Below are 22428 nucleotides of genomic sequence, written 5' to 3'. Positions count from 1 at the left end.
CTTCTGCAAAATTGTGGGGTCAGGAGTGGGGGCGGGCATTGATGACCCGGGTTTCGAGGTATTCCTCCAGCCCCCAGCGGCCGCGTTCACGGCCGACGCCGGATGCTTTCCAGCCGCCGAACGGAGCGTCCGGTTCCACTAGGGTGTGCTGGTTGACCCAGACCGTTCCGGCCTCAATGCACGATGCGGTGGCGTAGGCCCGTTCCTGGTCCGGGCTCCAGACGGAGGCGCCAAGGCCGAATTCCCCGGCGTTCAGGCCGGCGATGGTTTCATCGAGGTTGTCGTAGGCCACGATGGGCAGCGCGGCGCCGAACTGTTCATGTTCCACCAGGTCCATGCCGGGCTCGGCGTCGATCACCACGGTGGGGGAGAGGAAGTAGCCGGGCAGGTCGCAGCCGGGGGTGCCGCCGGTAAGGATGCGGGCGCCGGCGCCCACGGCGGATTCAACCAGGCCGTGGACCAGCTTGAGCTGGGACTCGTTGTGCATCGGTCCCATGGTGGTGCCGGCCGCGATGCCGTGGCCCAGCACATGGCGGGCTGCCTCGGCGGCGATGGCCTCCGCCAGTTCCGCGCTACGCCTCCGCGGGACGTACACACGCTTGACCGCCATGCAGACCTGGCCGGCGTTGCGGAAGGCGCTGCCCACAATGCCGCGGGCTGTGACAGCGATGTCGGCGTCGTCCAGGACGATGGCAGGATCGTTTCCGCCCAGTTCCATGGTGACGCGCTTGACCGTTGAGGCAGCCTGCTGGGCGATGGAGATACCCACCTCCGTGGAACCGGTGAAGGAGATCTTCCGAATGCCGGGGGAGGTGCTCAACGCGACGTTTACTGTCCGTCGCGAACTGGTCCGGGCTTGCAGCACGCCGGCCGGGAGCACCTCATTGAGCAGATTAACCAGCGCAATGGTGGACAGGGGAGTGGACGGCGAGGGCTTGGCGATCACGGTGCAGCCGGCCACCAGGGCGGGAGCGAGCTTCACGCAGAGCAGGGAAATGGGGAAGTTCCACGGCGTGATGGTGCCGACGATCCCCACGGGCCGGTACTGGACTTCCAGGCTGCGGTCGGCGCGCGGGGTGAGCTGCTGGGCTTCCTCCCAGTCGAGGTCCGCGTAGTATTCGAAAAGGTTGGCGGCCACGGAGAACTCACCGGCGGCGTCGGCCTTGGGCTTGCCCTGTTCCCGGGACAGCAGGGTGGACAGCGCATCCAGGTCGCGGCGGATCAGTGCGGCACCTGCGCGCAGGGCGCTGCGGCGCGCTTCCCGGTCCGCCGCCCAGCCGGCGGAGGCGGTGCGGGCGGCCGCAACCGCCAGCTCAACGTCCGCTGCAGTGTTTTCCGGAGCGTGGCCAACGAGCTCAAGGGTGGCCGGGTCATGGACCTCGTACTGGGCTGCCGTCATGGTTTGTCCTTTCGGCCGGGAGGGAATTCTTATCCCAGTGTCATGGCACCGGTCACATCCGTGGGCGGGCTTTCCATCCAACGGAAAGTACGCCGCGAGAGCACGCACCCGCTTGCCACTATGGAGTGAAGCACGTCACGCACTAACGAGGAGTCCGCATGTCCCAACAGCAACTGCCCATCGTCCTGACCGGGGTCTCCTCCGGGATCGGGGCCAGGACGGCCCGGATCCTCACCAGCCGAGGCGTCCCGCTGATCGGCATCGACCGTAACAAGCCCACAGAGTTCAGCGGCACGTTCGTCCAGGCGGACCTTTCCAGCCAAGCGGGCATCGACGCCGCCGCAGCAGCAGTCGCGGACGCAGCGCCGAACGGAATCGCGGGCCTGGCGAACATCGCGGGGGTCCCCGGCACCGCACCCTGGCGGACCGTGCTGGCCATCAACGTCTTCGGCGTCCGGGGACTCGTCCGGGCGCTGGCCCCCCTGCTGGGCGAGGGGACCGCCGTGGTAAACCTCGCCTCCAGCGTTGCGGTGAACTGGCGCGAGGTCAAGGCCAAGTGCGCCGCTTTCGCGCTAGCCGACGATCAGGCTTCCGCTCTGGACTCTGTTGCAGGCGATGACGAGGTCACCGGCGAGTCCTACCTCTTCTCCAAGCAGTGCGTCCGGGTCCTCACCGAGCACCTGGCCGCGGAGTTGCTGCCGCAGCGGATCCGCGTCAACAGTGTCAGCCCGGGACCGGTGGCCACCCCCATCCTCGAAGACTTCAAGAAAGACCACGGGCGCGACAAAGTGGAAGGCGCCGGTGCGCTGCTGGGCCGCTTCGGCGATCCGGACGACATCGCTCCCGTCATCGATTTCCTGCTGCGCCCTGAGTCGGGCTGGGTGAACGGCTCGGATATCCGCGTGGACGGCGGCCTGGGTGCGTACCGGGGCTCCGGCCTCGCCTCTGTGCCCAGCTGATCGGCTTCATCTCACGGAGGATCCATTAGGGCCCGATGCCGGCGCCGCGCCTTTTGGCGCTAGGAGGCACCGGCGTCGGGCCTTAAAATGGCAGAACGCGGCACTACGCCAAGGACGGCGCCGCGGCCTCCAGCACTCAGAAGGGTGATTCATGGCAAACGCTGCCCCGAGCGGCCGGACTGCCCGCCGCCCGGGTTCGACGGCCCGGAGCAAACCGGTTCCGGCCGACGACGGCGGTGCTGCCACCCACCAGGCTGCCAGCGTCACCTCGCGCGCCCTCGCCTTGTTGGGCACCTTCGACTCGGAACATTCCGTCCAAAGCTTAAGCTCCATGGCCCGGCGTGCCGGCCTGCCGGTGGCCACTGCGCACCGCCTTGCCGGCGAACTGGTGGCGTGGGGCGGTCTGGAAAAGCTGAACGGCGAATACCGTGTGGGCCAGCGGATCTGGCGCCTTGGCCTGCTGGCCCCCGCGCAGCAGAACATTGCGGAGGTGGCTGCCCCGTTCATGCAGGACGTTCTCTTCGTCACCCACAACGTGGTGAACCTGTTCATCCTGGACGGGGAGGAGGTCCTGCTGGTGGAGCGAATGTCCGGCACTGGTGCGGGTCTGCCCTTCCGGCGCGTGGGCGCCCGCCTGCCGCTGCACGCGAGTGCCGCGGGCAAGATCATGCTGGCTTTCGGTGCCCAGGACCTTTTTTCGGCCGCTGCCCAGCGGCTGGAACCGCATACGCCCCGGACCATCACACACCCCGGGCAGCTGGCCGCCGAGATCGAGCGGGTCCGCGCTAACGGTTACGCCACCACTGAGGAGGAAGCCGGGCCGGACAACTACGGTCTGGCTGTCCCGGTTTTCCTGCCGAACAAGCAGGTGGTGGCCGCGCTAGGCATCGTCACCCGGGGGCGTCCGGCACGGGTGGGGAGTGTGGTTCCCGTCCTCAACATCGCCTCGCGGGGAATCGCACGGCGGCTGGGTGTGGAGCATCTGCCGCAGTAGTTACTGTTCAGCCCGCACGCCGCCCAGCGAATCTTTCCGTTGGATGGAAAGCCGGCCCCGACCTGTGGCGTGGAACACCTAACCTCAAGTAAGCCCTTAAAGCGGCCGGATCTCCGGCCGAAGCCTGTGCGGCAGGCGAGCCGTCCCAAAGGAAGTGAAGACCCCATGAGTGCATCTGCAGGAGCCACCATCGACGCCGTGGTCGACCAGGTGGACATGGTAGCGGACCAGGTGGTCTCCCTGGTGCTGCGACGGGCTGACGGCCAGCTGTTCCAGCAGTGGCAGCCCGGCGCCCACATTGATGTCCACGTGGGCGACGGCCTGGTGCGCCAGTATTCCCTGTGCTCCTCACCTGACGAGCTGGACCACCTGCGGATCGGCGTACTTCACGTACCGGATTCCCGCGGCGGATCAAAGGCCGTGCACGCGCTGCTGGCAGGCACGCCGCTGACCATCTCTGAGCCCCGCAACAACTTCCCCCTGCGTGAGTCCCGTCGATACCTCTTCATCGCAGGCGGCATCGGCATCACACCGATCATTCCCATGCTTGAGGCCGCCGAGGCTGCCGGCAAGGAATGGACCCTGATCTATGGCGGCCGAAGCCGGAATACCATGGCCTTCGCCCAGCAACTGGAGGACCGGTACGGTCCGGACCGTATCCGGATCATCGCCGAGGACGAGGTTGGCCGGCTGGACCTTGACCAGACCCTCGGTATGCCCCGGGCACACATGCAGGTCTACGCGTGCGGGCCCGGCGGGCTGCTCGGCGCCATTGAAGAACGCTGCATGGGTTGGCCCCCGGGCGCCCTGCACACAGAAAGATTTGTCGCCTCCACGCTGGGTGCTGCCGCTGCGAATGCGCCGTTCGAGGTGGAGCTGGCCCGGACCGGGACCACTGTGACCGTCCCGAACGACAAGACCATCCTCGAAGCCGTGGAAGAGGTGGGCGTGCGCGTCCTGTCCTCCTGCCGTGGCGGTTTGTGCGGCACCTGCGAAACCCAGATCATCTCGGGTGAGCCCGAGCACCGCGACGCGGTGTTGTCGGAAGAAGACCGTGAAGCCGGCGAGGTCATGCTGGTCTGCGTCTCCCGCGCCGCCGCCGGTTGCCCGCGCCTCGTCCTGGACCTCTAGCCACCTCACCTATCCACCCCAGTTCTTCCTCACCAGGAGTGTTTCCCATGAGCGTTACCACCCATGAAGCCAATGTATTGGGCGAGGACCCCTTCGACACGGCGAACCTCCTGGACCCGTACCCCTTCCTGGGACGGTTGCGCGACGCCGGCGCCGTCTCCTATCTGGAAAGCACCGGCAGCTACGCGGTGGCCGGGTATCAGGAAGTGTATGAGGTCCTTACTGATTTCGAGACCTACATCTCCTCCGGCGGCCTGGGTCCCAGGGACATCCGTAAGGACTCAGGCTGGCGCCCGCCCAGCATCCTCGAATCGGATCCACCCATCCACACCGTGATGCGCCGGGCGCTGACGGGTGTCATCAATCCCAGTACAGTCCGCGCCCTTCGCGAGCCCTTTACGCCACCCGCCGTGGAATTGACGGAGCAGCTGGCGCAGCGGAAGAGTTTCGACGCCATCACGGACCTCGCCGAAAAGTACCCCCTGCGTGTCTTCCCGGACGCGGTGGGGATTCCCGACGTCGGCCGTGAACATCTGCTGCCGTACGGCAACATGGTGTTCAACGCCTTCGGCCCCGAGAACTACATCTTTAAGCAGGCTTTCGCCCAGGGCGACGAGCATGCCGCCGCGGTGATGCGGAACTGCCAGCGTGAAAACCTCGACGACGTCGGCTTCGGCGCCCAGATCTGGAAGCGCGTGGAGGACGGGCTGATCTCGGAGCAGCAGGCCACGCTGCTCGTCCGCGCGCTGCTGTCCGCCGGCGTGGACACCACCATCTTCGGCATCGGCAACACGCTCTCCGTGCTGGCGCGCTACCCGGAGGCCTGGGCCCAGCTGCGGGAGAACCCCAGGATGGCCAAATTTGCCGTGGATGAGGCGCTTCGCCTGGAATCACCGTTCCAGAAGTTCCACCGGACTGTTGCCGTGGACACCGTCCTGGGTGGTGTGCACCTGCCGGCCGGCGCCAAGGTGCTGGTGTTCCTCGGCGCCGCGAACCGTGACCCGCGCAAGTGGGGCGAGAACGCCGATGACTTCGATCTCAACCGCAATGCGTCGGGCCACGTCGCGTTCGGAATGGGCCTGCACCAGTGCGTTGGGCAGCCGATCGCCAGGCTTGAAATGGAAATCATCCTGCAGCAGCTTCTGGAGCGGGTGGCGACCATCGAGCCGGAGGGTGCCCCGGTGCCGATCCTGCACAACGTGCTCCGAGGCTTCGAGTCCCTGCCGGTGCGGATCACCGCCGGGTAGATCTCCTAGGCTTTTCGCGGTGCTGTCTTGACCTCCCTTACGCGCACAAGCCAAGGATGGCCGGTCTTGGGAACCGTCCAGGCGTGGGTCGTGGAGGGATGTGCACCTGCCGTTCTCATCTAACTTGACGCAGCACAGGCCTCTGACCTGCCGTGCGACAACTGAAGTGACACGCCTGAGTCGACCAACATCAACCCTGGCTTCCTTGGCCAGCCAAACTCGCGGAGGTCTGCGTTGCTCTGACCTGCGATGCGACAGATGTAATGAACAATCGATGAGAATGCGTCAGATGTAGTGACACTGCGTCAAGTTAGATAGAAGCGGACAGCACCCTTCAAGACGCCCACTTCACGCAAATTCCAGCACGCCGATAACGGACCTTATGTCGTGTTGTCAGTATGTCAGGACAATTTATTTCTTTGAATCAAAGTTACCAGCCCTGCACTTCCTGAGGCTAGACCCGGGGATCGAAACGCTCCCTGAAATGACAAGTCCTGAGGCAGATGGAGGCTCCGCACTTGTCCAACAGCCTGGGGGACTTTCCGTACGGGCGGCTAGCACTGGATCCGCGGCAGCCACCATAACGCCCGCCACCCGGAACATAGCTTTACAAAATAGCCGCTATCGGCCTCCAGCGGCGACTCACAGACTCCGGTAGTGACAGACTTCCGTCACTACAAGCCCCGGCGCGTGGACCGGCGGCGTGGCGCCGGCCGTAGGTTTGAAAGGGTTCCGCACGAGGCCTCCTGGGTGAAACTGGGTGAAACCAGTGAAACTGGTGAAACTCCAATCAGCCTCAACTGTGGCGCGGGGGCCCAGACCCCGTCCGACGTTAGTGGCTAACTTTTTGCAGCGTCGGTGCTTCCCAGCGGATCTCCGGGGGCCCTTGGAGGTATCCGTTCTGGAGTTGGGGGTGTCGCTACGCAGGCTTGGCGGAGGAGTCTCAAACGCGGCCCAACTCAGCGGGAGCTGGGGAGTCAGGTCGTACTGTTCCTTGAGGACGTCATCGATGGCCATTTGACCTGCCAAAAGGCGAGGAGTGCAGGGCTTATTCTCCATTCGTCCCCCTGGTATGTTCTGACGATAAGAGCACCGCGTAGAGCGGGCTGAGCATACACGCAGATCCAGGCTCTAAAGGCTGTCATAACGGCCACTATCGGCTCGCAGGAGAGTACCTACAGACTCCGGTAGTGAAAGATTCCGTTCTAGGACCAGTGTTCTCTTACCCGATCTGGACGCCCGTCCAGTCCCTAGGTCAAGGCCAAAGGACGAGCCGTGAGGGACTGCCCCGGATTTCGTTGACTCTCGGGGTTGAGTGTTGTTAGGCGGCTTTGAGGCCGGTATTGATTGTCTCAAACTCGACCGGGGTTAGCCGACCGAGGCGCCGCTGACGGCGTTTCCGGTGGTACGTTTTCTCGATCCAGGTCACGATTGCCAGGCGAAGATCGGCCCTGGTGGACCAGCGCTGGCGATCCAGCACGTTCTTCTGCAGGAGTGAGAAGAACGACTCCATGGCGGCGTTATCGGCGCACGCGCCGACCCGTCCCATCGATCCTTTCAGCCCGTTGCCCTGCAGCGTCCTGACGAACGCGTTGGAGCGGAATTGCGAACCGCGATCGCTGTGCACCACGGTTCGGGCCGGCTCCCTGAGCCCTATCGCGTTGTGGAGGGCCGAGACGGCCAGGGACGCTTTCATCCGGGAATCGATGGAGTAGCCCACGATCCGGTTGGAGTAGACGTCTTTGATGGCGCACAGGTAGAGCTTGCCCTCGTCGGTCCGGTGCTCGGTGATGTCCGTGAGCCACAGCTGATCCGGCGCCGTCGCGGTGAAGTCCCGCCGGACGTGGTCATCATGCACCGGCGGGCCGGCTTTACGGGTCAGACCGCGTTTCTTGGCGAATACGGACCAGATCCGTTGGCTGCTGCACAGCCGCGCCACCCGGTTCTCCCCAGCGCTGAACCCCTGGTCTTGGAGCTCGTCGGCGATGAACCGGTACCCGAACGCCGGATCGTCCCGGTGGACGTCCAGGGCGGCGTTGATCAGGTGCGCATCAGACCAGTCTCGCTCCGTGACCGGCGCGGCCCTCCACGCGTAGTAGGCCTGTTTGGAGAAGCCCAGCACCCGGCATGCCACCGCGACGGGGATCCCGTCCGCGGCAAGGTCAAGGACCAGCGGGAACTTCATTTTGGGGGCAGCTCCCGGGCGAAGAACGCCGCCGCCCGGCGCAGGATCTCGTTCTCCTGCTCCAGGAGCCGGATCCGTTTCCTGGCATCCCTGAGCTCCGCGGCTTCCTTCTCCGTCACACCGGGACGGGCGCCGTCCTCGATGTCGGCTTTCTTCAGCCAGTTGTGCAGGGTTGCTTCGGAAATCCCGAAGTCTTTGGCGATCTGCGAGAGCGGGGCTTCGTGCTTCCGTGCCACGGCGACCACGTCACGGCGGAACTCAGCGGGGAAAGGCTTGGGCATGTGAACATCCTTGCTGCAAGGAACGAATCCTCACAAGTCAGGAGTCAAGCAAACCCGGGGCAGTCCCGTGATGTTGCTTTAGCGACGGGAACGGTGTGCCTTGAATTCGGCAGCCACATTTAGCCTGTTGACCCACTGAAGGAAGGTTCTGACCCGAACTCTTAGGACGGCTCAACACTACGTCTCTGTCGTGATGGGACATGAGGAGACTTCTGCGGAGGGGCCCGCGGTGGGAGTCCTTGTGTGTGGATACAAGAATGAGCGCTAGTCCGCTCAGTCCCGGTCGGCGCAACATGCGCTGGCGTGCTTCGTTGTTCATGATGAGCGAAGTCGAGTAGCAGGCTCTACCCTCGCCTGAAGCGGTCGTCAACGTCGGCGCACAGGGGACATCGTTTTGACGTCCGTTCATTTGCAGTCAGCGCTCCCACCTTTCGACTGTCATGCCGGGGGGAACATCGCTGTTCAGGCGCGCTTCATAACGGCCCGGGGCCAGCCGGGTCACTGAGATGCCGATTTGTTCAGTCATCGCCGTATGCTTCAGAAGCTCCACCGCCTCATCCAGCGCGGCGTCCAGTTCCCTCCGGGTGGGAACGGCTATGACGAGACCATCAGGTGCTGTGCGCATGGTCATGAATCCTTACTCTGGGGACGCTGCTCAGTACTTTGGGCACGCGTGATGTCTTTGGTCTGGAAGGCGAGGAACGGTAGTCGTGGGCATCGTCAGTAGGTGCCGTGGTCGAGGGCCGGCCGGACCGGCGGAACTAGGGACGTCGGCTTCCGGCAGCATGGGCAGGACAGTCGAACGCTGAAGAACGACGGCGGTTTGCTTTCGACAGACCGATGGTGCATCGAGTGCGAGGGTTGGGATATTCATTCGACTGGGCGCAGCATGCGCGAGCCGGGCAATCAGGGTGAGAGGCTCTCCCGATTCTCTCAGGCCTGTGCCCGCGAGGCCTTTCCTGATCGGTCATGGTCTGTCTTCTCACTTGGCTCCGAGCGCCGTGTCCTCGACGCTGATGGCTTGGAAGCCGGCAACGATGTCGGAGCAGGCCCTCTTGAACATGAGCGCGTCGGCGTCGAAGGTCACGAGCCGGACTCCCTCGTCAACCAGGGACTGGACCGATGCGAAAGGGTCGTTATTGATCGTCGGCATCGCCAGGAGGGGGAGATCGGCGGCCCTGGCGGCGGCGGTGACGCGTTCGAACGCGGCACGGACGCGCGGGTCCGCCATTCCGCAGTAACTGGCGCCGAGGCTCTGGCCCATGTCGCCGCTGCCGAAGCCGACTGCGTCCAGCCCGGGCACGGCGCAGATTTCCTCGATCTCCTCCAGGGCGGTCGGGTTCTCGATGAGGGCCACGACGAGGATTTCGTCCTCAACCCACCGGACGTATTCGTCCCAGGTTGGCTCGGAGAACCGTGCTGCGCGGGTCACGGGGCACATCCCGCGGGTTCCCGTGGGGGCGTAGCGGGTCGCTGCGACGGCGTCGCGGACCTCCTTGGCGCTGCGGACCTGCGGGAGCATGACGCCCTGGGCGCCCGTCTCGAGCACCCGACGGATGTTGGTGGCCGTGGTTTCGGCGACGCGGACGATCGAGGTCATTCCGGTGCCGTCCGCGGTCCTGACGAATCCTTCGATTTCCGAGAAACTGTATGGGGTGTGTTCCATGTCGAACTGGATGTAGTCGAAGCCGGCCCAGCCGGCGATCTCGATGAGACGGTGGCTCTCCGTCATAAACTCGATCCCGAGGACCGGCTTGCCGTCCTTGAGGGTCTTCTTGACCGGATTCGGTGCATAGGTCATGGTCTCGCCTTTCGTCATGTCAGAGGGTTCCGAGGAGTTTTGCGAACGTGTCGTCGGTGGCCGTCAGGCCCGCACTGAGGAGCTCATCGCAGCGGTGGGCACCGATGCGGGGGACGACCAGCTCGAAGAATTTCGCTGTCAGTGCCTCGAGCTCGAATGCAGGGTTGTTCAGGGCCTCGTCGCCGTCTGCGGAGGAGTGCAGTTGTGTGCCGTCTTCGAGCTCGACGACGATGCTCGCCGCGGTTTTCGGGGGGAACTTCCGCGTGCACTCGGGATCTTCGGTGACGGCGGTCCGGTGAAAGAGCCCGGCGGTCTCCGCATCGCGGAGTGCCTCGGCGTCGAGGTGGGCGAGGGTGGGGTGTCCGTTTGCCAGGCTCGAGGCGACAGCGAAGCGGACGCTGAGCAGGGCGTCGTCGGCCGTTCCCGGGTACTCCAGGGGGAGAGCAGCCGCGGAGGCAGTGGCCCCGATGCGGACGCTCGCGATGTCAGCGGTCCGCAGACCGCCGTTCCGCAGGGCTAGGGCGGCCTCGATGGCGCCATAGGTCTGTTTGCAGAACGGGTACAGCTTCGGCTCCGTCCGCATCAGGTGCCAGTCGGCGCCGAGCCCCTCGGTGATGCCGGCCCGGTCGGTGCTGCCGCCGAAGGCCTGCAGGTAGCCGGAGGGACTTTCGAATACGTCGCCGGGCGCCGCTGAGCCTGCGGCGGCGAGCTGCGCGCAGAGCAGCCCCTCCCGGGCGATCCTGCCGACCTGTACGCGGCTCGGGTCGATCCAGTTGCCGTCGTAGGCGAAGAGACCGCCGGCGTTCATTGCGGCGAGGGACGCCGCGGAGGCGAGTTGCGCCGTCGTCAGTCCCATCATTCGCGCGGCGCCGAGCGCCGCGCCGATGCTGCCGATCACAGGCGTCGCGTGGAAGCCCCGCGCCCGGGAAGCAGGGAACATGGCCATGCCGATCCGGACCATGGCCTCGTAGGCGACGGCGGCGGCGACGATCGTGTCGCCCAGAGGGCTCTGCCGCTGCTCAGCGAGGCCGAGGATGGCCGGCAGGCAGGAGGCGCCGGGGTGGATCCCGGCGCCGAGGTGCACGTCGTCGAAATCGAGTGCCGAGGCCGCGGTGGCATGCGCGAGGACTGCGTCCTCGAGGGCGGCTTGCCGGCCGACGCCCCAGATGACCACCGGACCCGGGTGCCTGTCCTGCGCCGCCGGTTCGCCGCGGGCTGCTATGAAGTCCAAGGTCGGTCGGACGGCACGGTGGCCGATGCCGCCCACAGTGACCGAGACGTGGTCCAGGATTAGCAGCCGCAGCCGCTGCTGCACGGCGTCCGGTATCGCGTCCAGAGTCAGGGAGGCGCCCCATGTCGCGATGGCTTCTGCCACGGGTGTTGGTCTCATGATGTCTTTCGGTTGTTGGCGGAATTCTGAGTGGACATGGTCAGAGGACCTTGGACAGGAAGTCAGCGGTGCGTGCGTTCTTCGGGTTGATCAGGACGTCCTTAGGTGCGCCGTGTTCGAGGATCTGGCCTTGGTCCATGAAGGCCACTGTGTCGCACACCTCGCGGGCGAAGCCGATCTCGTGCGTGACGACCACCATGGTCATGCCCGTGGCGGCGAGCTCGCGCATCACGTTGAGCACGTCGCCGACCAGCTCGGGATCGAGGGCGCTTGTGGGCTCGTCGAAGAGCATGACCTTCGGGTCCATGGCGAGGGCCCGGGCGATGGCCACGCGCTGTTTTTGGCCGCCCGATAACTGACTCGGGTACAGGTTGCCTTTGTCGCCGAGCCCGACGCGCTCGAGGAGGGTAGCAGCGCGGGCCTTGGCCTCCTTGGGCTTGCGTTTGAGGACCCCGACGGGCGCTTCAACGATGTTCTCGACCGCGGTCATGTGGTTGAAGAGGTTGAAGGACTGGAAGACCATGCCCAGGCTGCGGCGGTCCTTGGCGATCTGGCCTTCGGAGAGCTCCTGCAGGTCGGGCCCTTGCCCGCGCAGGCGGTGGCCAATCAGCTTCCCGTCGACTTCGATGACGCCGCGGTCGATCCGCTCGAGGTGGTTGATGCAGCGCAGGAGTGTGCTCTTGCCCGAGCCGCTCGGCCCCAGCAGTGCCAGGACTTCGCCGGATCGGACGGCTAGGTCGATGCCCTTGAGCACCTCGGTGGAGCCGAAGGACTTGTGCAGTCCGAGGATCTCAATCATGTTCTCGGTCATGGTCATTTCCCCTTGATGGCGAAGAGTCGGGTAAACATGCCCGTGCTGGAGCCGCCGATGGGCTGGACTCCGCGTCCATAGCGTTTTTCCAGCCAGGCCTGCGGAATGCTGATCACGGTGGTCAGGAACAGGTACCACATGCATCCAACGATCAGCAGGGGGATCACCTGGAAGTTCTGGGCGTAGGCGTGCTGGAGGTTAGTCAGGAGGTCCAGGCCGCCGATCACGGAAACTAGTGAGGTGGCCTTGAGCATGGACAGCGTCTCGTTGCCCATCGGCGGGATGATGGTGCGCATGGCCTGCGGCAGGACAATCCGGCGCAGGGTGCGGGCGGAGGTCATGCCCAGTGCCATCGCGGCCTCGGTCTGGCCGCTGTCCACGCTCATGATGCCGGCCCGGATGATTTCGGCGGCGTACGCGCCCTGGTTGATCGTGAGGGCGAGCAGCGCCGCGATCGTGGGTGTGATGAGCGAGGACGTGTCCACCGTCCAGAACGTCACGGATGTGAAGGGGATGCCGAGGGAGAGCTTGTCGTAGAGGGCCCCGAGGTACGCCCAGAAGATCAGCTGGATCAGCAGCGGCGTTCCCCGCAGGAGCCACACATACAGGGTCGCGATGCCCTTGAGTACCGGATTGGACGAGAGCCGCATGACTGCGACCACCACGGCGATCGCCGTCCCGACGATCATCGAGGCCACGGTCAGGAAGATCGTGACGCCAACGCCCGCGATGGTCATTGGGTCGAAGAGGTACTGCTGGATGTACTCGACACCGATGTTGGGGTTTGTGGCCAGGGAGTACAAAAGGAGTCCGAGGACGGCGAGGGCGACGACGGCGCCCACGATCGTCCATGGATGCTTGCGCCGGTGAATCTTCGGTCCGTCCGTAGCCAGGTTGGTTGCCGGTGGCGCAGTCGCCACTGATTCTGTCAGGTTTGCCATGGGTGTTGTGCTCCTCGGGAGGTGCGGTCTAGAGCGATGTGAGCAGGGAGGGAGCGGACGCGTTCAGCGCCTCCGTTTCGTGCCTGCGCCAGTCGGCGAGGTGTACGGCATCCTCCAGGGCGGAGACGTCGGCCATGTCCTTTACGAACAGGTTGGTGTCCTCGCCCTTCAGGAGGGCCTTGAGGTACTGGGTGGCGGCGTGGGCGTACAGGCGGGTCAGGGCAATCGGGTACATGATCACCTGGAAGCCGAGGTCGTAGGCCTGGCCGGGCAGGAGGTACGGGTACTCCGAGTCTTCCTGGATGTTGTAGAGAAGGGGGACCTCTGGGATACCGTCGCGGATGCGCTTGGCCTCATCAATGGTCTTGATGCCCTCGACAAACACAATGTCCGCGCCCATCTCCGCGTAGATGCGGCCCCGGCGGATGGCCTCGCCGAGACCATGCTGGGCCCGCGCATCCGTACGGGCGACGATGAGGAACTCATCGCTCCGCCTGGCATCCAGGGCGCCGTGCAGTTTAGGGAGGTACTCGTCCAGGTCGACCACGCGGACCCCGCCCTGCAGTGAGCACCGCTTGGGCGAGACCTGGTCCTCGAGCATGAGGGACGCCACGCCGGCGGCCTCGAACTCGGTGACGGCCCGCCGGACGTTGTTGGAGTCACCGTAGCCGGTGTCGCCGTCGCACATCACGGGGACGTCCACGCTGGCTGAGATTTCCCGAGCGGCGGCCACCATCTCAGTGAGGGTCAAGAGCCCAATGTCCGGGCTGCCGAGCTTCGAGGCGGAGACCCCGAAGCCGGAGATGGCAACGGCTGCGGCCCCGGCGGCCGCGCTGAGGCAGGCACCGAGCGCGTCGTGAACGCCGGGCGCGACGACGGGTCCCGGCTCCGCGATGAGGGTGCGCAGTGAATTCTTCATCGGTGGGGTCCGCCTTACCAGATGTTGGAGAGGGCAAGGGCCTCGTTGGAGACGATCTTGTCGTTGAGGATGTAGCCGACGTCGTACTTGTCGAAGATCTTTTTCAGCGTCCCGTCGGCGAGAAGCGACTCCATAGCGGCTTGGAGGGGCTTGCCCAGCGGGCTGCCCTTGGGCACCGTCAGGCCCTTGTACTGGTGGTTCCAGCCCGACGGTTGTTCTTCGGGCAGCACCACGTCGATTCCGCCATTGGCGCCAAGGGCCTTGACAGCGCTGAGCGCGGCGGACTTGGAGACATACGAGGCCGAAGCGTTACCTGCCTTTACCGCCATCATCCCGTCCTCGGTCTTGGGCAACCGGACGATGTTGACCGCCGGGCGGCCCTCCGCCTCGCACTTCTGCGTGAGCACGTCGAAGGTGTCGGCCGGGGACCAGCCGGCGAGGATGGTGACGCTCTTACCGCAGAGGTCCTTACCCGACTTGATGCCCTCCGGATTCCCCTTCTTCACCATGAGGGACAGGCCGTCCTTGCCGAAGTTGATGAAGTCCACAGCCTTCTCCCGGTCCGCGGTGTCGGCCAGGGTCATCACCATCAAGTCACCCTTGCCCGCCTGCAGGGAGGGGATGGCGCTGTCAATCGTGGTGACGTTATAGGTGACCTTGGTGCCGAGCTTCGCTGCCACGGCGTCGCTGACGTCAATCAATGCGCCTTCGAGCTTGTTGCCCGGCCCGTAGACCATGTAGGGCGCGTACGGCGCAATAGTGAGGGCGGTGATGCCGGAGCGGTACTTCTCAGGAAGCTGGCTCGCTAACGCATCGTCCTTGGTGATGGTCATACCTGCGACGGAAACGCCGCTGGCATTGTCGGAGGAAGATGCGGCCGACCCTCCGCCGCAGGCCGAGAGGCCGAGCATGAGGGATATTGCGGTGACACCTAGGAGCTTACGGCTTGTGGTCATGGGTTACGCCCTTCTTGGGTGGTCTGGCTCACGTCAGGTGAAAGCACTGTATACAGTGGATACGATCACGGTCAAGGGATTGGATACACTGGATACAGAAGGGCTTCCATGGGTAGAATGACGGCCACATAACTGTCTCAGCATCAACAACGAAGGGGGCGGTCAATGCGGACTGTTCAGGCGAAAGACACGAGGCCGCTGGCGCTCCAGGTCTACGACCGGATCTGCGCGGCGATTGTCGATGGGTCGATGCCGGCCGGGAGCGCTCTGGTTCAAGAGCAGATCGCATCCCAGTTCGGAGTGTCCCGGACACCCGTGCGCGATGCCCTGACCCAAGTTGCCCTTGAGGGCCTGGCCACGCTCGTGCCTGGTCGGGGCTACATCGTCAACGAGCTTACGGAGAGCGACGTCAACAGCGTCTACGAGGTGCGCGAGAAGCTTGAGGCGCTGGCCGCGAGCCAGGCCTTCGGCCACCACACACCACTTGAGATGGTGCGGCTCCGTGGCCTTATTGACGAGTTCGAGGCGGTGGATCCCCATGACGGCGAGGAGCTCTTCCGGCTCGGGACCGGATTCCACGGCACCCTGATCGCACCGTGCCCGAATGGATACCTGCGCGGCCTTCTCGCAGACATTTGGAATCACCCGCTGCAGCGCAGGATCAGCAACGCCCACTTCGTCGGCCCGGACAATCAGAAGCTCATCGCCGACGATCACCGCCGGATCCTCGCAGCCCTCAGCGAGGGCGATGTCGACGCGATGGTCGAGGCTCTGAGGTGCTGCAACGATCCGCAGCTACGCCAGTCAGCGATGCACTCCGAATCGCGGGTTAGCTGAGCACTGCCGGCACTTCCCAGCCGTTCAGCGGATAGGGTGTAACGAGGTCGATGCAAGAGGGAGGCCGCATGGGAATGGCGGGCAACGACAATCGACCCTTGGCTGCGCAGGTGTACGACCGAATCTGCATGGATATCATCGACGGCACGATGCCCCCAGGCGCACCGCTAGTCCAGGAGCAGATCGCCGCGAAGTACGGAGTCTCCCGCACACCCGTCAGGGATGCCCTGGTCCAGATCGCGGCCGACGGCCTGGCCACGGCCGTCCCGGGCCAAGGCTACGTCGTCAATGAACTAACTGACCACGACGTGCACAACGTGTATGAGGTCCGGCAAGCACTGGAGGTGCTGGCGGCCACCCAGGCGTGCGGTCTCCACACCCCCCGGCAGCTCGTCCGGCTCAAATCCCTCATCGACGAGTACGAGACCGTGGACCACTCAGATGCCGAGGAGCTCTTCCGTCTGGGCACTGCATTCCACTCCGCGCTCGTCGAACCGAGCCCCAACGAGTACCTGCTAAAGCTTCTCGAAGGCGTCTGGGCCCACCCAGTCAACCGCCGAATCAGCAGGACGCTGGACTACACCCCGGAACAGCAAGCCACGGTCGCCAGCGACCACCGTCGAATCCTGGACGCACTGGGCAGGAACGACGCCGGCGCCATGGTCCAGATCCTCGCCGCCTGCTTCCACATCCGCGGCGAAGCGTAGCGCCGGGAGCAGCCAGGAGGTTGGGCGAAGGGGGCTCAGTCGTGCATCAACTGCAGTAAAACATAAGATTCGCTATCGGCCGCACTAACAGTCTCCCAGACTTCGGTAGTGACAGACTCCCCAGTAAGATGAATCGGATTCTTCCGGTCCTGCCCTGCTCCTTTATTAGTGCGGTTAACGGGCTACGTCGTCATCGAGCTGAAAAGCGGCAAATTCCAGCCCGAATACGCCGGCAAACTCAACTTCTACGTCGCACTCGTCGACGACGTGCTCCGGCGCCAGCACCACAACGAAACCATCGGGATTCTCATCTGCGGTACCAAGAACGACCGCAGCGTCCGGTACAGCCTCGGCCGCTCCACCTCACCCATGGCCGTCGCCGCCTACACCTACGACAAACTTCCCCCGGCCGAACAGAAAGCACTCCCCGACGAAGGACACCTTGTCGCCGCCCTCGAATGGGCCGAGCCGGACTCCGAGATAATCGAAAGTGCGACTGAGAGGGCCTAGCGAGGATGCCGCAGCTGAATTGTCCAGAGAACTTTGGACAATTCAGCTGGGGCGCGCACCGGGCCTGTCGAGTTGGTGCGGTTAACGGGCTACTACGTAGTAGAACTGAAAACAGCAAGTTTCAGCCGGAATGCGCGGGCAAACGCAACTTCTACATCGCCCTGGTCGACGATAGGCTCCGCGGCGAAGCCCACGCAGAAGCTGTGGGTATCCTGATCTGCGGCAGCAAGAACGACCACACCGTCCGCTACAGCCTCGGACGCGCGACCTCACCCATGGCCGTGGCCTCCCACACCTACGACACCCTGCCCGCAGACGTCCGCGATGAGCTGCCCGACGCCGATCGACTCACGGCGGCACTGGACTGGCCCGAGGACCCGGAGAGCTGACGGCCGCGACGGAGCAGGCCATCAAGGACTCCGGGACAGTGCGTGGGCACGAAGCCCCCTGCGCTCTCCGGCCAGGCCCGGGTCGCAATGTCGGCTTCCCGAAGTGCCCGCCGATACCCGCGATGGGGGAATGCCGGCGCCATGGTGTAGGTTGCAGTTCCGTCAGCTAAGAACGTCAGAGAAGAGAATCACCGCAGTGGCAACCGATTACGACGAAGTGCGTTCCGACGTCAAGGAATCACAGGACCGCTCCCTGGAGGCGCTGCAGTCCGCCAACGCCCCGGATGCTCGCAGCGTCGTCCGCGACCTGGACGAATCCGACGCCCTGGACGACGCCATGACCCCCGGCGGGGAATTTGTCGCCGAGGAACTCATCATTCAGATCATTCCCCAGGCCCAGGACGAGTTCACCTGCTACTCCTGTTTCCTGGTCAGGCACCGGTCCCAGCTCGCGCGGGAAAAGAACGGCCACCGGTACTGCATCGAGTGTGAGGGCTAAGGTACGGCTCCCATGACGGTGCCGTCTGGACCGGAGTCAGTCTTGGAGCTGCGGGTGCTTCTTGTAGACAGTCATCCGGAGATCTGGCGTCAGCTGGAGGTCCGGGGCTCGACATCGCTGGGTCAGGTACACGGGGTCCTGCAGGTGGCCTTTGGCTGGGAGGATGCCCACCTGCACCGGTTTAGTGACAGCGATCCCTTCGCGCCTCTGCGGCCGATTGATGGGGAGATACCTGAAACGTTGCAGTGGCTCCCGAAGCAGTGGTGCGAAGAGCCGGGGGACCGGGCGGAGGAGGACTGCTCGTTGGATCAACTTCTGGCGCGTGGATCGGGGATGGCGTTCTACGAGTACGATTTCGGAGACAGTTGGCTCCACCGTATCGAGCTGATTTCCCGTCGCCCAGCGACGAAGACTGCTCCGCGGGCCCGGCTGCTCGGCGGAGCCCGGCGCGGCCCGCTGGAAGATTCCGGAGGCATGCCCGGTTTCGAGGAGATTTTGGATTCTCTGGCCGATCCGGCCCATCCTGAACACATTGAACACTCGGCGTGGGTCGCCGAGCGCATCGGCACCAACGAGCCCTTTAATCCCGGTTTCCTGGACGTGGAGGCCATTAACCGGCAGCTCCTCTGGTCCTGCAAAGACGACCTGGCCCGAGGTTCAAAACCGGACTACAGCTGACGCAACGGCCGCTATCGGCTATCGGATTGAGAACTCACGGACTCTGATAGTGAAAGATCTGTTCCTTTGACGCGTCCTCGTGACTCCGTTATCCAGGGGGCTATTAATTTTCCGGCGAGAGGCCGAAGAGGGCCGACTACGCACGCTTTGGTTATCGGGGCCCGGACCGGTGGCCTCAACAGATGCCCCACTGCGCCCCACGGTGACCTATTCTGATGCCGAGCGCCTTGGCCGGGACATCCGCACCGTCGCCCGAATCGCCCCGTTCGGCTCGGAGGAGGACGCCAACCAACTGGGCAACGGGATCGAGGACGGTCTCGAGTCCTGCGCCTGCAGCCGCGCTGCACCAAAGCTCCTCCGCGTCGCTGAACAGAGCGAATTCTGCCTGATCGGCTTGAACGCCCCGGGTTCTTCCAAAGCCGCAGAACCCTTCGGCGTCCAGCAATCCGGCCCCTTTCTCGAAAGCGGCTCCGAAGTGATCGCCTAGTACACCACGCAGTTCATCGGCATTGACGACCCGCGGGCCAATTTGACCAATGCGGGCTTGCCTCACGCGCCTTGGCCCCTCTACGTCCCTGTACGTGCCTGCCTCAGCCCACGGACCATGAGCTTTTCGTGGCCATCAGGGATCTGAGCAGCGATAACGTCGGATCTCGCTCGTACACGCTTTGGGCGCTCTTGACATTCTGTGTTTGCTGTCACTAACCTAACACCAACCCCCGTACGAAATGCGTAATATGCGTACGGTATGCGTACACAATGTAGTGAAGACATCCTCAGGAGGATTCAATGACGGTTTTGGCAAAGAAGCCGCCGGGCAGAGACACCGGCAACCGTTCCCGGCGTGCGCCGATCACCGGCCGCCGCCGGCTGGGGGGAAAGAAATTCTTTGGGGCCATAGTTAAGGGCGCAGGCCTCTTGGTCTTTACCTGGCTGTTCGTTTGGCCGCTGGCAATGCTGATCTTTGGCGCCTTCAAGTCTTCGCCCCTAGCCAAGAACCAGCGTTGGACAACGTCAGGCTTTGAACGAGTCTTCTCCGACCCGGATACCTATGCCGCTTTGGCTGCAACGATGCTTTACTCGCTCACCATCACGGTGCTGTCGATGGCCGTGGCCGTGTTCTTCGCTACCGTGACCACCCGGATGGACGTCTCCTTCCGGAGGTGGATCACACCGGTCATGATCATCCTCGTGGCCATGCCCACCGTGCTCTACTCGCTCAGCTGGGCAATGCTCGGGGCTGGTGAGTCCGGGTTGATCAACCGGTTCTTGGACGCCATCGGCCTGGATGCTTTGGCCGCCGCATTCAATACCCGCAGCTGGTTTGGTCTGATTATTGTGACTGTATTCAAGGCCGCTGCGCTGGCATACCTCATTATTCTCGGCGCATTCCGTAACCAAAACGCAGCCCTGGAAGAGGCAGCCCGCATCAGCGGTGCGAGCCGGATGCGCGCCTATTTCGGGATCGAGCTGCCAGCGTTGCTTCCGGCCCTGATGGCAGCAAGTCTGTTCGTCTTCGTGAAGGGTCTGGAAGCCTTCGAAACCCCGGCAGTCCTCGGCCTGCCTGCGGGCATAACCGTCTACGCCACCCACATCTACGACTACCTGCGGGGCGGTTTCGAAGCCGACTACCCGGCGGCCTCCGCATCCTCGTTGGTGATCGTGGCGATCCTCGCAGTGCTGGTGCTCATTCAACTTAAACTCACTGGCGGCGGAAAGACCTACACGTCCGTAGGAGGACGTTCCAAGGACACCGGACTGCGCACGCCCGGCAAGTGGGCCGGTCTTGTCATTGCGGCCATGCTGTTCTACTTCTTCGTTGCTCTGGCTCTGCCCGTCTTCCAGGTGATCCTCAGTGCATTTCAGCCATACCTCGGTTCCCCGGAGTTGTCGATGCATAACATCGAGCAACTGCTGAACACCCCGAACGTCATGCAGGCGCTGAAGACCACCATCATCGTCTCCGTCCTGGGAGGTCTGCTTACCGTCATCCTGGCCTTCGTGGTCAGCTTCGCGTTCGTTCGGATGAAGGGCTCGCTGGGCCGCTACATACAGCTCGCGTCCTGGGTTCCGGCCGCCATGCCTGGCCTGGTGCTCGGCCTGGCCTTCCTGTGGTCGGTGTTGACCACCCCCGGCGGGCGCAGCCTGTACGGGACGGTGTGGGTCCTCATCCTCGGCCTGGCCGTGGCCACGGTCCCGCTCGCGACCCGGACGATCGAAGGCGCCCTTGCCCAGATCGGGGTGGACATGGAGGAAGCGGCGCGCATTTCAGGGGACACTTTCCTGCGGGCTGTGGGGACCGTCACCGTGCGCCTGATGACGCCAAGCTTGATCGCGGCGTGGTTCCTGGTTGCCATCACCATGTCAGGCATCCTCGACGTCCCGGTGCTGCTGGGCAGCACGAGCACGGAGATGATCTCCACCATCAGCTTCGGGTACAGCAACAGCGGTGAAACCGTTCTGGCCTCCGCCCTGTACGTCATCTTTACAGCCGCCATGATTGTGCTGGCACTGGCCGGGACCATCATCATCCTCATCGTCCGTTTCCTGGCCAATATGGCCGTCCCCAAAAACCCGCGACGCCAAGAAGACACCACCTCACGAGCACTTCCCGAAGGAGCCTCCAAATGACCGGAATCAGCATCCAGGGACTTCATAAGTCCTTTGGCGGCCGCACCGTCCTGGACCACGTCGATCTCACGGTGGAAGACGGCGAGTTCGTCTGCCTGCTGGGCCCCTCCGGCTGCGGAAAGTCCACCCTTCTGCGCTCGGTCGCGGGCCTGGAAAGCCCGGAGGGCGGTTCCATCAGCTTCGGCGATGACACGGTCTTCGACCGGGCTGCGGGCATCAACCGCACGCCGGAGCAGCGCCAGCTTGGCATGGTCTTCCAAAGCTTCGCGCTGTGGCCGCACAAAAGCGTGTTCGACAACGTCGCCTACCCGCTCAAGCGCGCCAAAGTGGGCCGGTCCGAGATCCAGGACCGGGTCCGTGAAGCACTGATGATGGTGGACCTGTGGGAACACAAGAGTTCCTACCCGGGTACCCTCTCCGGCGGCCAGCAACAGCGCGTTGCCCTCGCCCGCGCGGTAGTCGGCCGGCCCCGGCTGCTGCTGCTCGATGAACCGCTCTCCAGCCTGGACACCAACCTGCGCGCCCAGATGCGCCGCGAAATCCGCCGGATCCAGCAGCACATCGGCGCCACCGCCATCTACGTCACGCACGACAAAGAAGACGCCGGCGGACTCGCCGACCGGGTCCTGGTGCTGCAGGACGGCCGGATTGCGCAGGAAGGCGCACCCAGGGACGTCTTCGTCAGCCCGAAAACAGCATTCGTTGCCGAGTTCGTCGGCTTCGATAACTTCTTCACCGCCACAGTCACCGAGCCGGGCGAGACGCTGGCCACCATCGAGATTGGCCACGGCAACTCCCTGAGCGCCGCGACCACAAAACCTGTCACCACCGGCCAGCAGGTCACAGCCGCCATCCGCTCACGCCTGGTCCGGGTGCACCCTCATGACGGCGGCCCCGTCCCTGACAATACGTTCGCCGGCACAGTCATCTCCAAGGCACACCTCGGCGACGACGTCGAAGTTGTCATTTCAAGCGGGGGTGTGGATCTCGTGGCCCGCGTCCGGCCCGGCTACGCACGGGACATCCATGTCGGGCAACAGGCCCTCGCCCAACCCCCGGTCGGAACCGTCGTCATCGTCGAAGGCACCCGAAAAGGCGGCCAGGGCGAGGCCGCGGCTGCCACGCGCCAGCTTGCGACCTCCCCGAACTAATCGTGAACCAGT

22 protein-coding genes are annotated in these 22428 nt (G+C 64.3%); 13 read left to right on the top strand and 9 right to left on the bottom strand.

From position 1 onward, the window contains the following. Nucleotides 1–19: 19 nt before the first annotated feature. Nucleotides 20–1399 carry an aldehyde dehydrogenase family protein gene (locus tag J2X01_RS13350; protein WP_310058048.1) on the bottom strand — a complete coding sequence of 460 codons (1380 nt, stop codon included), beginning with the start codon at nt 1397–1399 and terminating at the stop codon, nt 20–22. A gap of 158 nt (nt 1400–1557) precedes the next feature. Here J2X01_RS13350 and J2X01_RS13345 point away from each other — a divergent pair, with 158 nt between their 5' ends. From J2X01_RS13345 to J2X01_RS13330, 4 genes are all read left to right on the top strand, one after another. Beyond that, the gene (locus tag J2X01_RS13345; RefSeq protein ID WP_310058045.1) at nt 1558–2358 is read left to right on the top strand and encodes an SDR family oxidoreductase; all 801 of its coding nucleotides are present in this window, start codon (nt 1558–1560) and stop codon (nt 2356–2358) included. A 151-nt stretch (nt 2359–2509) separates the two neighbouring features. After that, nucleotides 2510–3352, top strand: coding sequence for an IclR family transcriptional regulator (locus tag J2X01_RS13340; protein WP_310058043.1), 843 nt, complete (start codon nt 2510–2512; stop codon nt 3350–3352). Nucleotides 3353–3517: 165 nt separating this feature from the next. Then, complete coding sequence (locus J2X01_RS13335) at nt 3518–4483, top strand: PDR/VanB family oxidoreductase (RefSeq protein WP_310058041.1); 966 nt, start codon at nt 3518–3520, stop codon at nt 4481–4483. Between the two features lie 47 nt (nt 4484–4530). Next, nucleotides 4531–5730: a cytochrome P450 gene (locus J2X01_RS13330; RefSeq protein ID WP_310058038.1), complete on the top strand. Its 1200-nt coding sequence runs from the start codon at nt 4531–4533 to the stop codon at nt 5728–5730. Between the two features lie 1321 nt (nt 5731–7051). On the opposite strand, the gene J2X01_RS13325 is transcribed toward J2X01_RS13330, so the two are convergent. The 8 genes from J2X01_RS13325 to J2X01_RS13290 form a co-directional block, all read right to left on the bottom strand. Further along, nucleotides 7052–8196, bottom strand: a protein-coding gene (locus J2X01_RS13325) for an IS3 family transposase (RefSeq protein ID WP_310058035.1) whose coding sequence is annotated in 2 segments (ribosomal slippage) — nt 7052–7923 and nt 7923–8196 — 1146 coding nt in all. Because the reading frame shifts where the segments join, the coding sequence is not laid out codon by codon here. Nucleotides 8197–8611: 415 nt separating this feature from the next. Beyond that, nucleotides 8612–8827: a hypothetical protein gene (locus J2X01_RS13320; protein WP_310058032.1), complete on the bottom strand. Its 216-nt coding sequence runs from the start codon at nt 8825–8827 to the stop codon at nt 8612–8614. A 351-nt stretch (nt 8828–9178) separates the two neighbouring features. Further along, entirely contained in the window at nt 9179–9997 is an 819-nt protein-coding gene (locus J2X01_RS13315) for an HpcH/HpaI aldolase family protein (RefSeq protein ID WP_310058030.1), read from the bottom strand. 19 nt (nt 9998–10016) lie between these two features. Beyond that, nucleotides 10017–11387: an MmgE/PrpD family protein gene (locus J2X01_RS13310; RefSeq protein WP_310058027.1), complete on the bottom strand. Its 1371-nt coding sequence runs from the start codon at nt 11385–11387 to the stop codon at nt 10017–10019. Nucleotides 11388–11427: 40 nt separating this feature from the next. Further along, complete coding sequence (locus J2X01_RS13305; RefSeq protein ID WP_310058025.1) at nt 11428–12204, bottom strand: amino acid ABC transporter ATP-binding protein; 777 nt, start codon at nt 12202–12204, stop codon at nt 11428–11430. Then, a complete protein-coding gene (locus J2X01_RS13300) occupies nt 12201–13139 on the bottom strand; it encodes an amino acid ABC transporter permease (protein ID WP_310058022.1) in 939 nt (312 codons plus the stop codon). Before J2X01_RS13300 ends, J2X01_RS13305 begins: the two co-directional genes overlap by 4 nt. A 28-nt stretch (nt 13140–13167) precedes the next feature. After that, nucleotides 13168–14058 carry an isocitrate lyase/PEP mutase family protein gene (locus J2X01_RS13295; protein ID WP_310058018.1) on the bottom strand — a complete coding sequence of 297 codons (891 nt, stop codon included), beginning with the start codon at nt 14056–14058 and terminating at the stop codon, nt 13168–13170. A gap of 14 nt (nt 14059–14072) precedes the next feature. Beyond that, nucleotides 14073–15014, bottom strand: a complete 942-nt coding sequence (locus J2X01_RS13290; protein ID WP_310058015.1) for a transporter substrate-binding domain-containing protein — start codon at nt 15012–15014, stop codon at nt 14073–14075. 165 nt (nt 15015–15179) lie between these two features. On the opposite strand from J2X01_RS13290, the gene J2X01_RS13285 reads away from it, so the two are divergent. From J2X01_RS13285 to J2X01_RS13245, 9 genes are all read left to right on the top strand, one after another. After that, nucleotides 15180–15851 carry a GntR family transcriptional regulator gene (locus J2X01_RS13285; protein WP_310058013.1) on the top strand — a complete coding sequence of 224 codons (672 nt, stop codon included), beginning with the start codon at nt 15180–15182 and terminating at the stop codon, nt 15849–15851. A 98-nt stretch (nt 15852–15949) separates the two neighbouring features. Continuing rightward, nucleotides 15950–16558, top strand: coding sequence for a GntR family transcriptional regulator (locus J2X01_RS13280; protein ID WP_310058010.1), 609 nt, complete (start codon nt 15950–15952; stop codon nt 16556–16558). Between the two features lie 168 nt (nt 16559–16726). Then, on the top strand, nt 16727–17068 hold the full coding sequence (locus J2X01_RS13275; protein ID WP_310058007.1) for a PDDEXK nuclease domain-containing protein: 342 nt from the start codon (nt 16727–16729) through the stop codon (nt 17066–17068). 5 nt (nt 17069–17073) lie between these two features. Continuing rightward, entirely contained in the window at nt 17074–17457 is a 384-nt protein-coding gene (locus J2X01_RS13270; RefSeq protein ID WP_310058004.1) for a PDDEXK nuclease domain-containing protein, read from the top strand. Between the two features lie 196 nt (nt 17458–17653). Beyond that, a complete protein-coding gene (locus tag J2X01_RS13265; RefSeq protein WP_310058000.1) occupies nt 17654–17956 on the top strand; it encodes a DUF4193 domain-containing protein in 303 nt (100 codons plus the stop codon). Nucleotides 17957–17968: 12 nt separating this feature from the next. Next, nucleotides 17969–18634 carry a plasmid pRiA4b ORF-3 family protein gene (locus J2X01_RS13260; RefSeq protein ID WP_310057996.1) on the top strand — a complete coding sequence of 222 codons (666 nt, stop codon included), beginning with the start codon at nt 17969–17971 and terminating at the stop codon, nt 18632–18634. Nucleotides 18635–18836: 202 nt separating this feature from the next. Beyond that, complete coding sequence (locus tag J2X01_RS13255) at nt 18837–19121, top strand: aldehyde dehydrogenase family protein (protein WP_310057994.1); 285 nt, start codon at nt 18837–18839, stop codon at nt 19119–19121. A gap of 302 nt (nt 19122–19423) precedes the next feature. Then, the gene (locus J2X01_RS13250) at nt 19424–21265 is read left to right on the top strand and encodes an ABC transporter permease (RefSeq protein WP_310057991.1); all 1842 of its coding nucleotides are present in this window, start codon (nt 19424–19426) and stop codon (nt 21263–21265) included. Beyond that, complete coding sequence (locus tag J2X01_RS13245) at nt 21262–22416, top strand: ABC transporter ATP-binding protein (protein ID WP_310057989.1); 1155 nt, start codon at nt 21262–21264, stop codon at nt 22414–22416. Before J2X01_RS13250 ends, J2X01_RS13245 begins: the two co-directional genes overlap by 4 nt. The last annotated feature ends 12 nt before the right edge of the window (nt 22417–22428 follow it).

The organism is Arthrobacter ginsengisoli, assembly GCF_031456935.1.
Lineage (GTDB): Bacteria > Actinomycetota > Actinomycetes > Actinomycetales > Micrococcaceae > Arthrobacter > Arthrobacter ginsengisoli.
Note: the sequence above shows the minus strand (reverse complement) of the source record. Positions and strands in the feature narration are given on the sequence as shown.

Bases quoted from the DNA above. Each gene is read 5' to 3' on its own strand.
- J2X01_RS13350 (WP_310058048.1), bottom strand. From the start codon at position 1,399: ATGACGGCAGCCCAGTACGAGGTCCATGACCCGGCCACCCTTGAGCTC.
- J2X01_RS13345 (WP_310058045.1), top strand. From the start codon at position 1,558: ATGTCCCAACAGCAACTGCCCATCGTCCTGACCGGGGTCTCCTCCGGG.
- J2X01_RS13340 (WP_310058043.1), top strand. From the start codon at position 2,510: ATGGCAAACGCTGCCCCGAGCGGCCGGACTGCCCGCCGCCCGGGTTCG.
- J2X01_RS13335 (WP_310058041.1), top strand. From the start codon at position 3,518: ATGAGTGCATCTGCAGGAGCCACCATCGACGCCGTGGTCGACCAGGTG.
- J2X01_RS13330 (WP_310058038.1), top strand. From the start codon at position 4,531: ATGAGCGTTACCACCCATGAAGCCAATGTATTGGGCGAGGACCCCTTC.
- J2X01_RS13320 (WP_310058032.1), bottom strand. From the start codon at position 8,827: ATGACCATGCGCACAGCACCTGATGGTCTCGTCATAGCCGTTCCCACC.
- J2X01_RS13315 (WP_310058030.1), bottom strand. From the start codon at position 9,997: ATGACCTATGCACCGAATCCGGTCAAGAAGACCCTCAAGGACGGCAAG.
- J2X01_RS13310 (WP_310058027.1), bottom strand. From the start codon at position 11,387: ATGAGACCAACACCCGTGGCAGAAGCCATCGCGACATGGGGCGCCTCC.
- J2X01_RS13305 (WP_310058025.1), bottom strand. From the start codon at position 12,204: ATGACCATGACCGAGAACATGATTGAGATCCTCGGACTGCACAAGTCC.
- J2X01_RS13300 (WP_310058022.1), bottom strand. From the start codon at position 13,139: ATGGCAAACCTGACAGAATCAGTGGCGACTGCGCCACCGGCAACCAAC.
- J2X01_RS13295 (WP_310058018.1), bottom strand. From the start codon at position 14,058: ATGAAGAATTCACTGCGCACCCTCATCGCGGAGCCGGGACCCGTCGTC.
- J2X01_RS13290 (WP_310058015.1), bottom strand. From the start codon at position 15,014: ATGACCACAAGCCGTAAGCTCCTAGGTGTCACCGCAATATCCCTCATG.
- J2X01_RS13285 (WP_310058013.1), top strand. From the start codon at position 15,180: ATGCGGACTGTTCAGGCGAAAGACACGAGGCCGCTGGCGCTCCAGGTC.
- J2X01_RS13270 (WP_310058004.1), top strand. From the start codon at position 17,074: ATGCCGCAGCTGAATTGTCCAGAGAACTTTGGACAATTCAGCTGGGGC.
- J2X01_RS13260 (WP_310057996.1), top strand. From the start codon at position 17,969: ATGACGGTGCCGTCTGGACCGGAGTCAGTCTTGGAGCTGCGGGTGCTT.
- J2X01_RS13250 (WP_310057991.1), top strand. From the start codon at position 19,424: ATGACGGTTTTGGCAAAGAAGCCGCCGGGCAGAGACACCGGCAACCGT.
- J2X01_RS13245 (WP_310057989.1), top strand. From the start codon at position 21,262: ATGACCGGAATCAGCATCCAGGGACTTCATAAGTCCTTTGGCGGCCGC.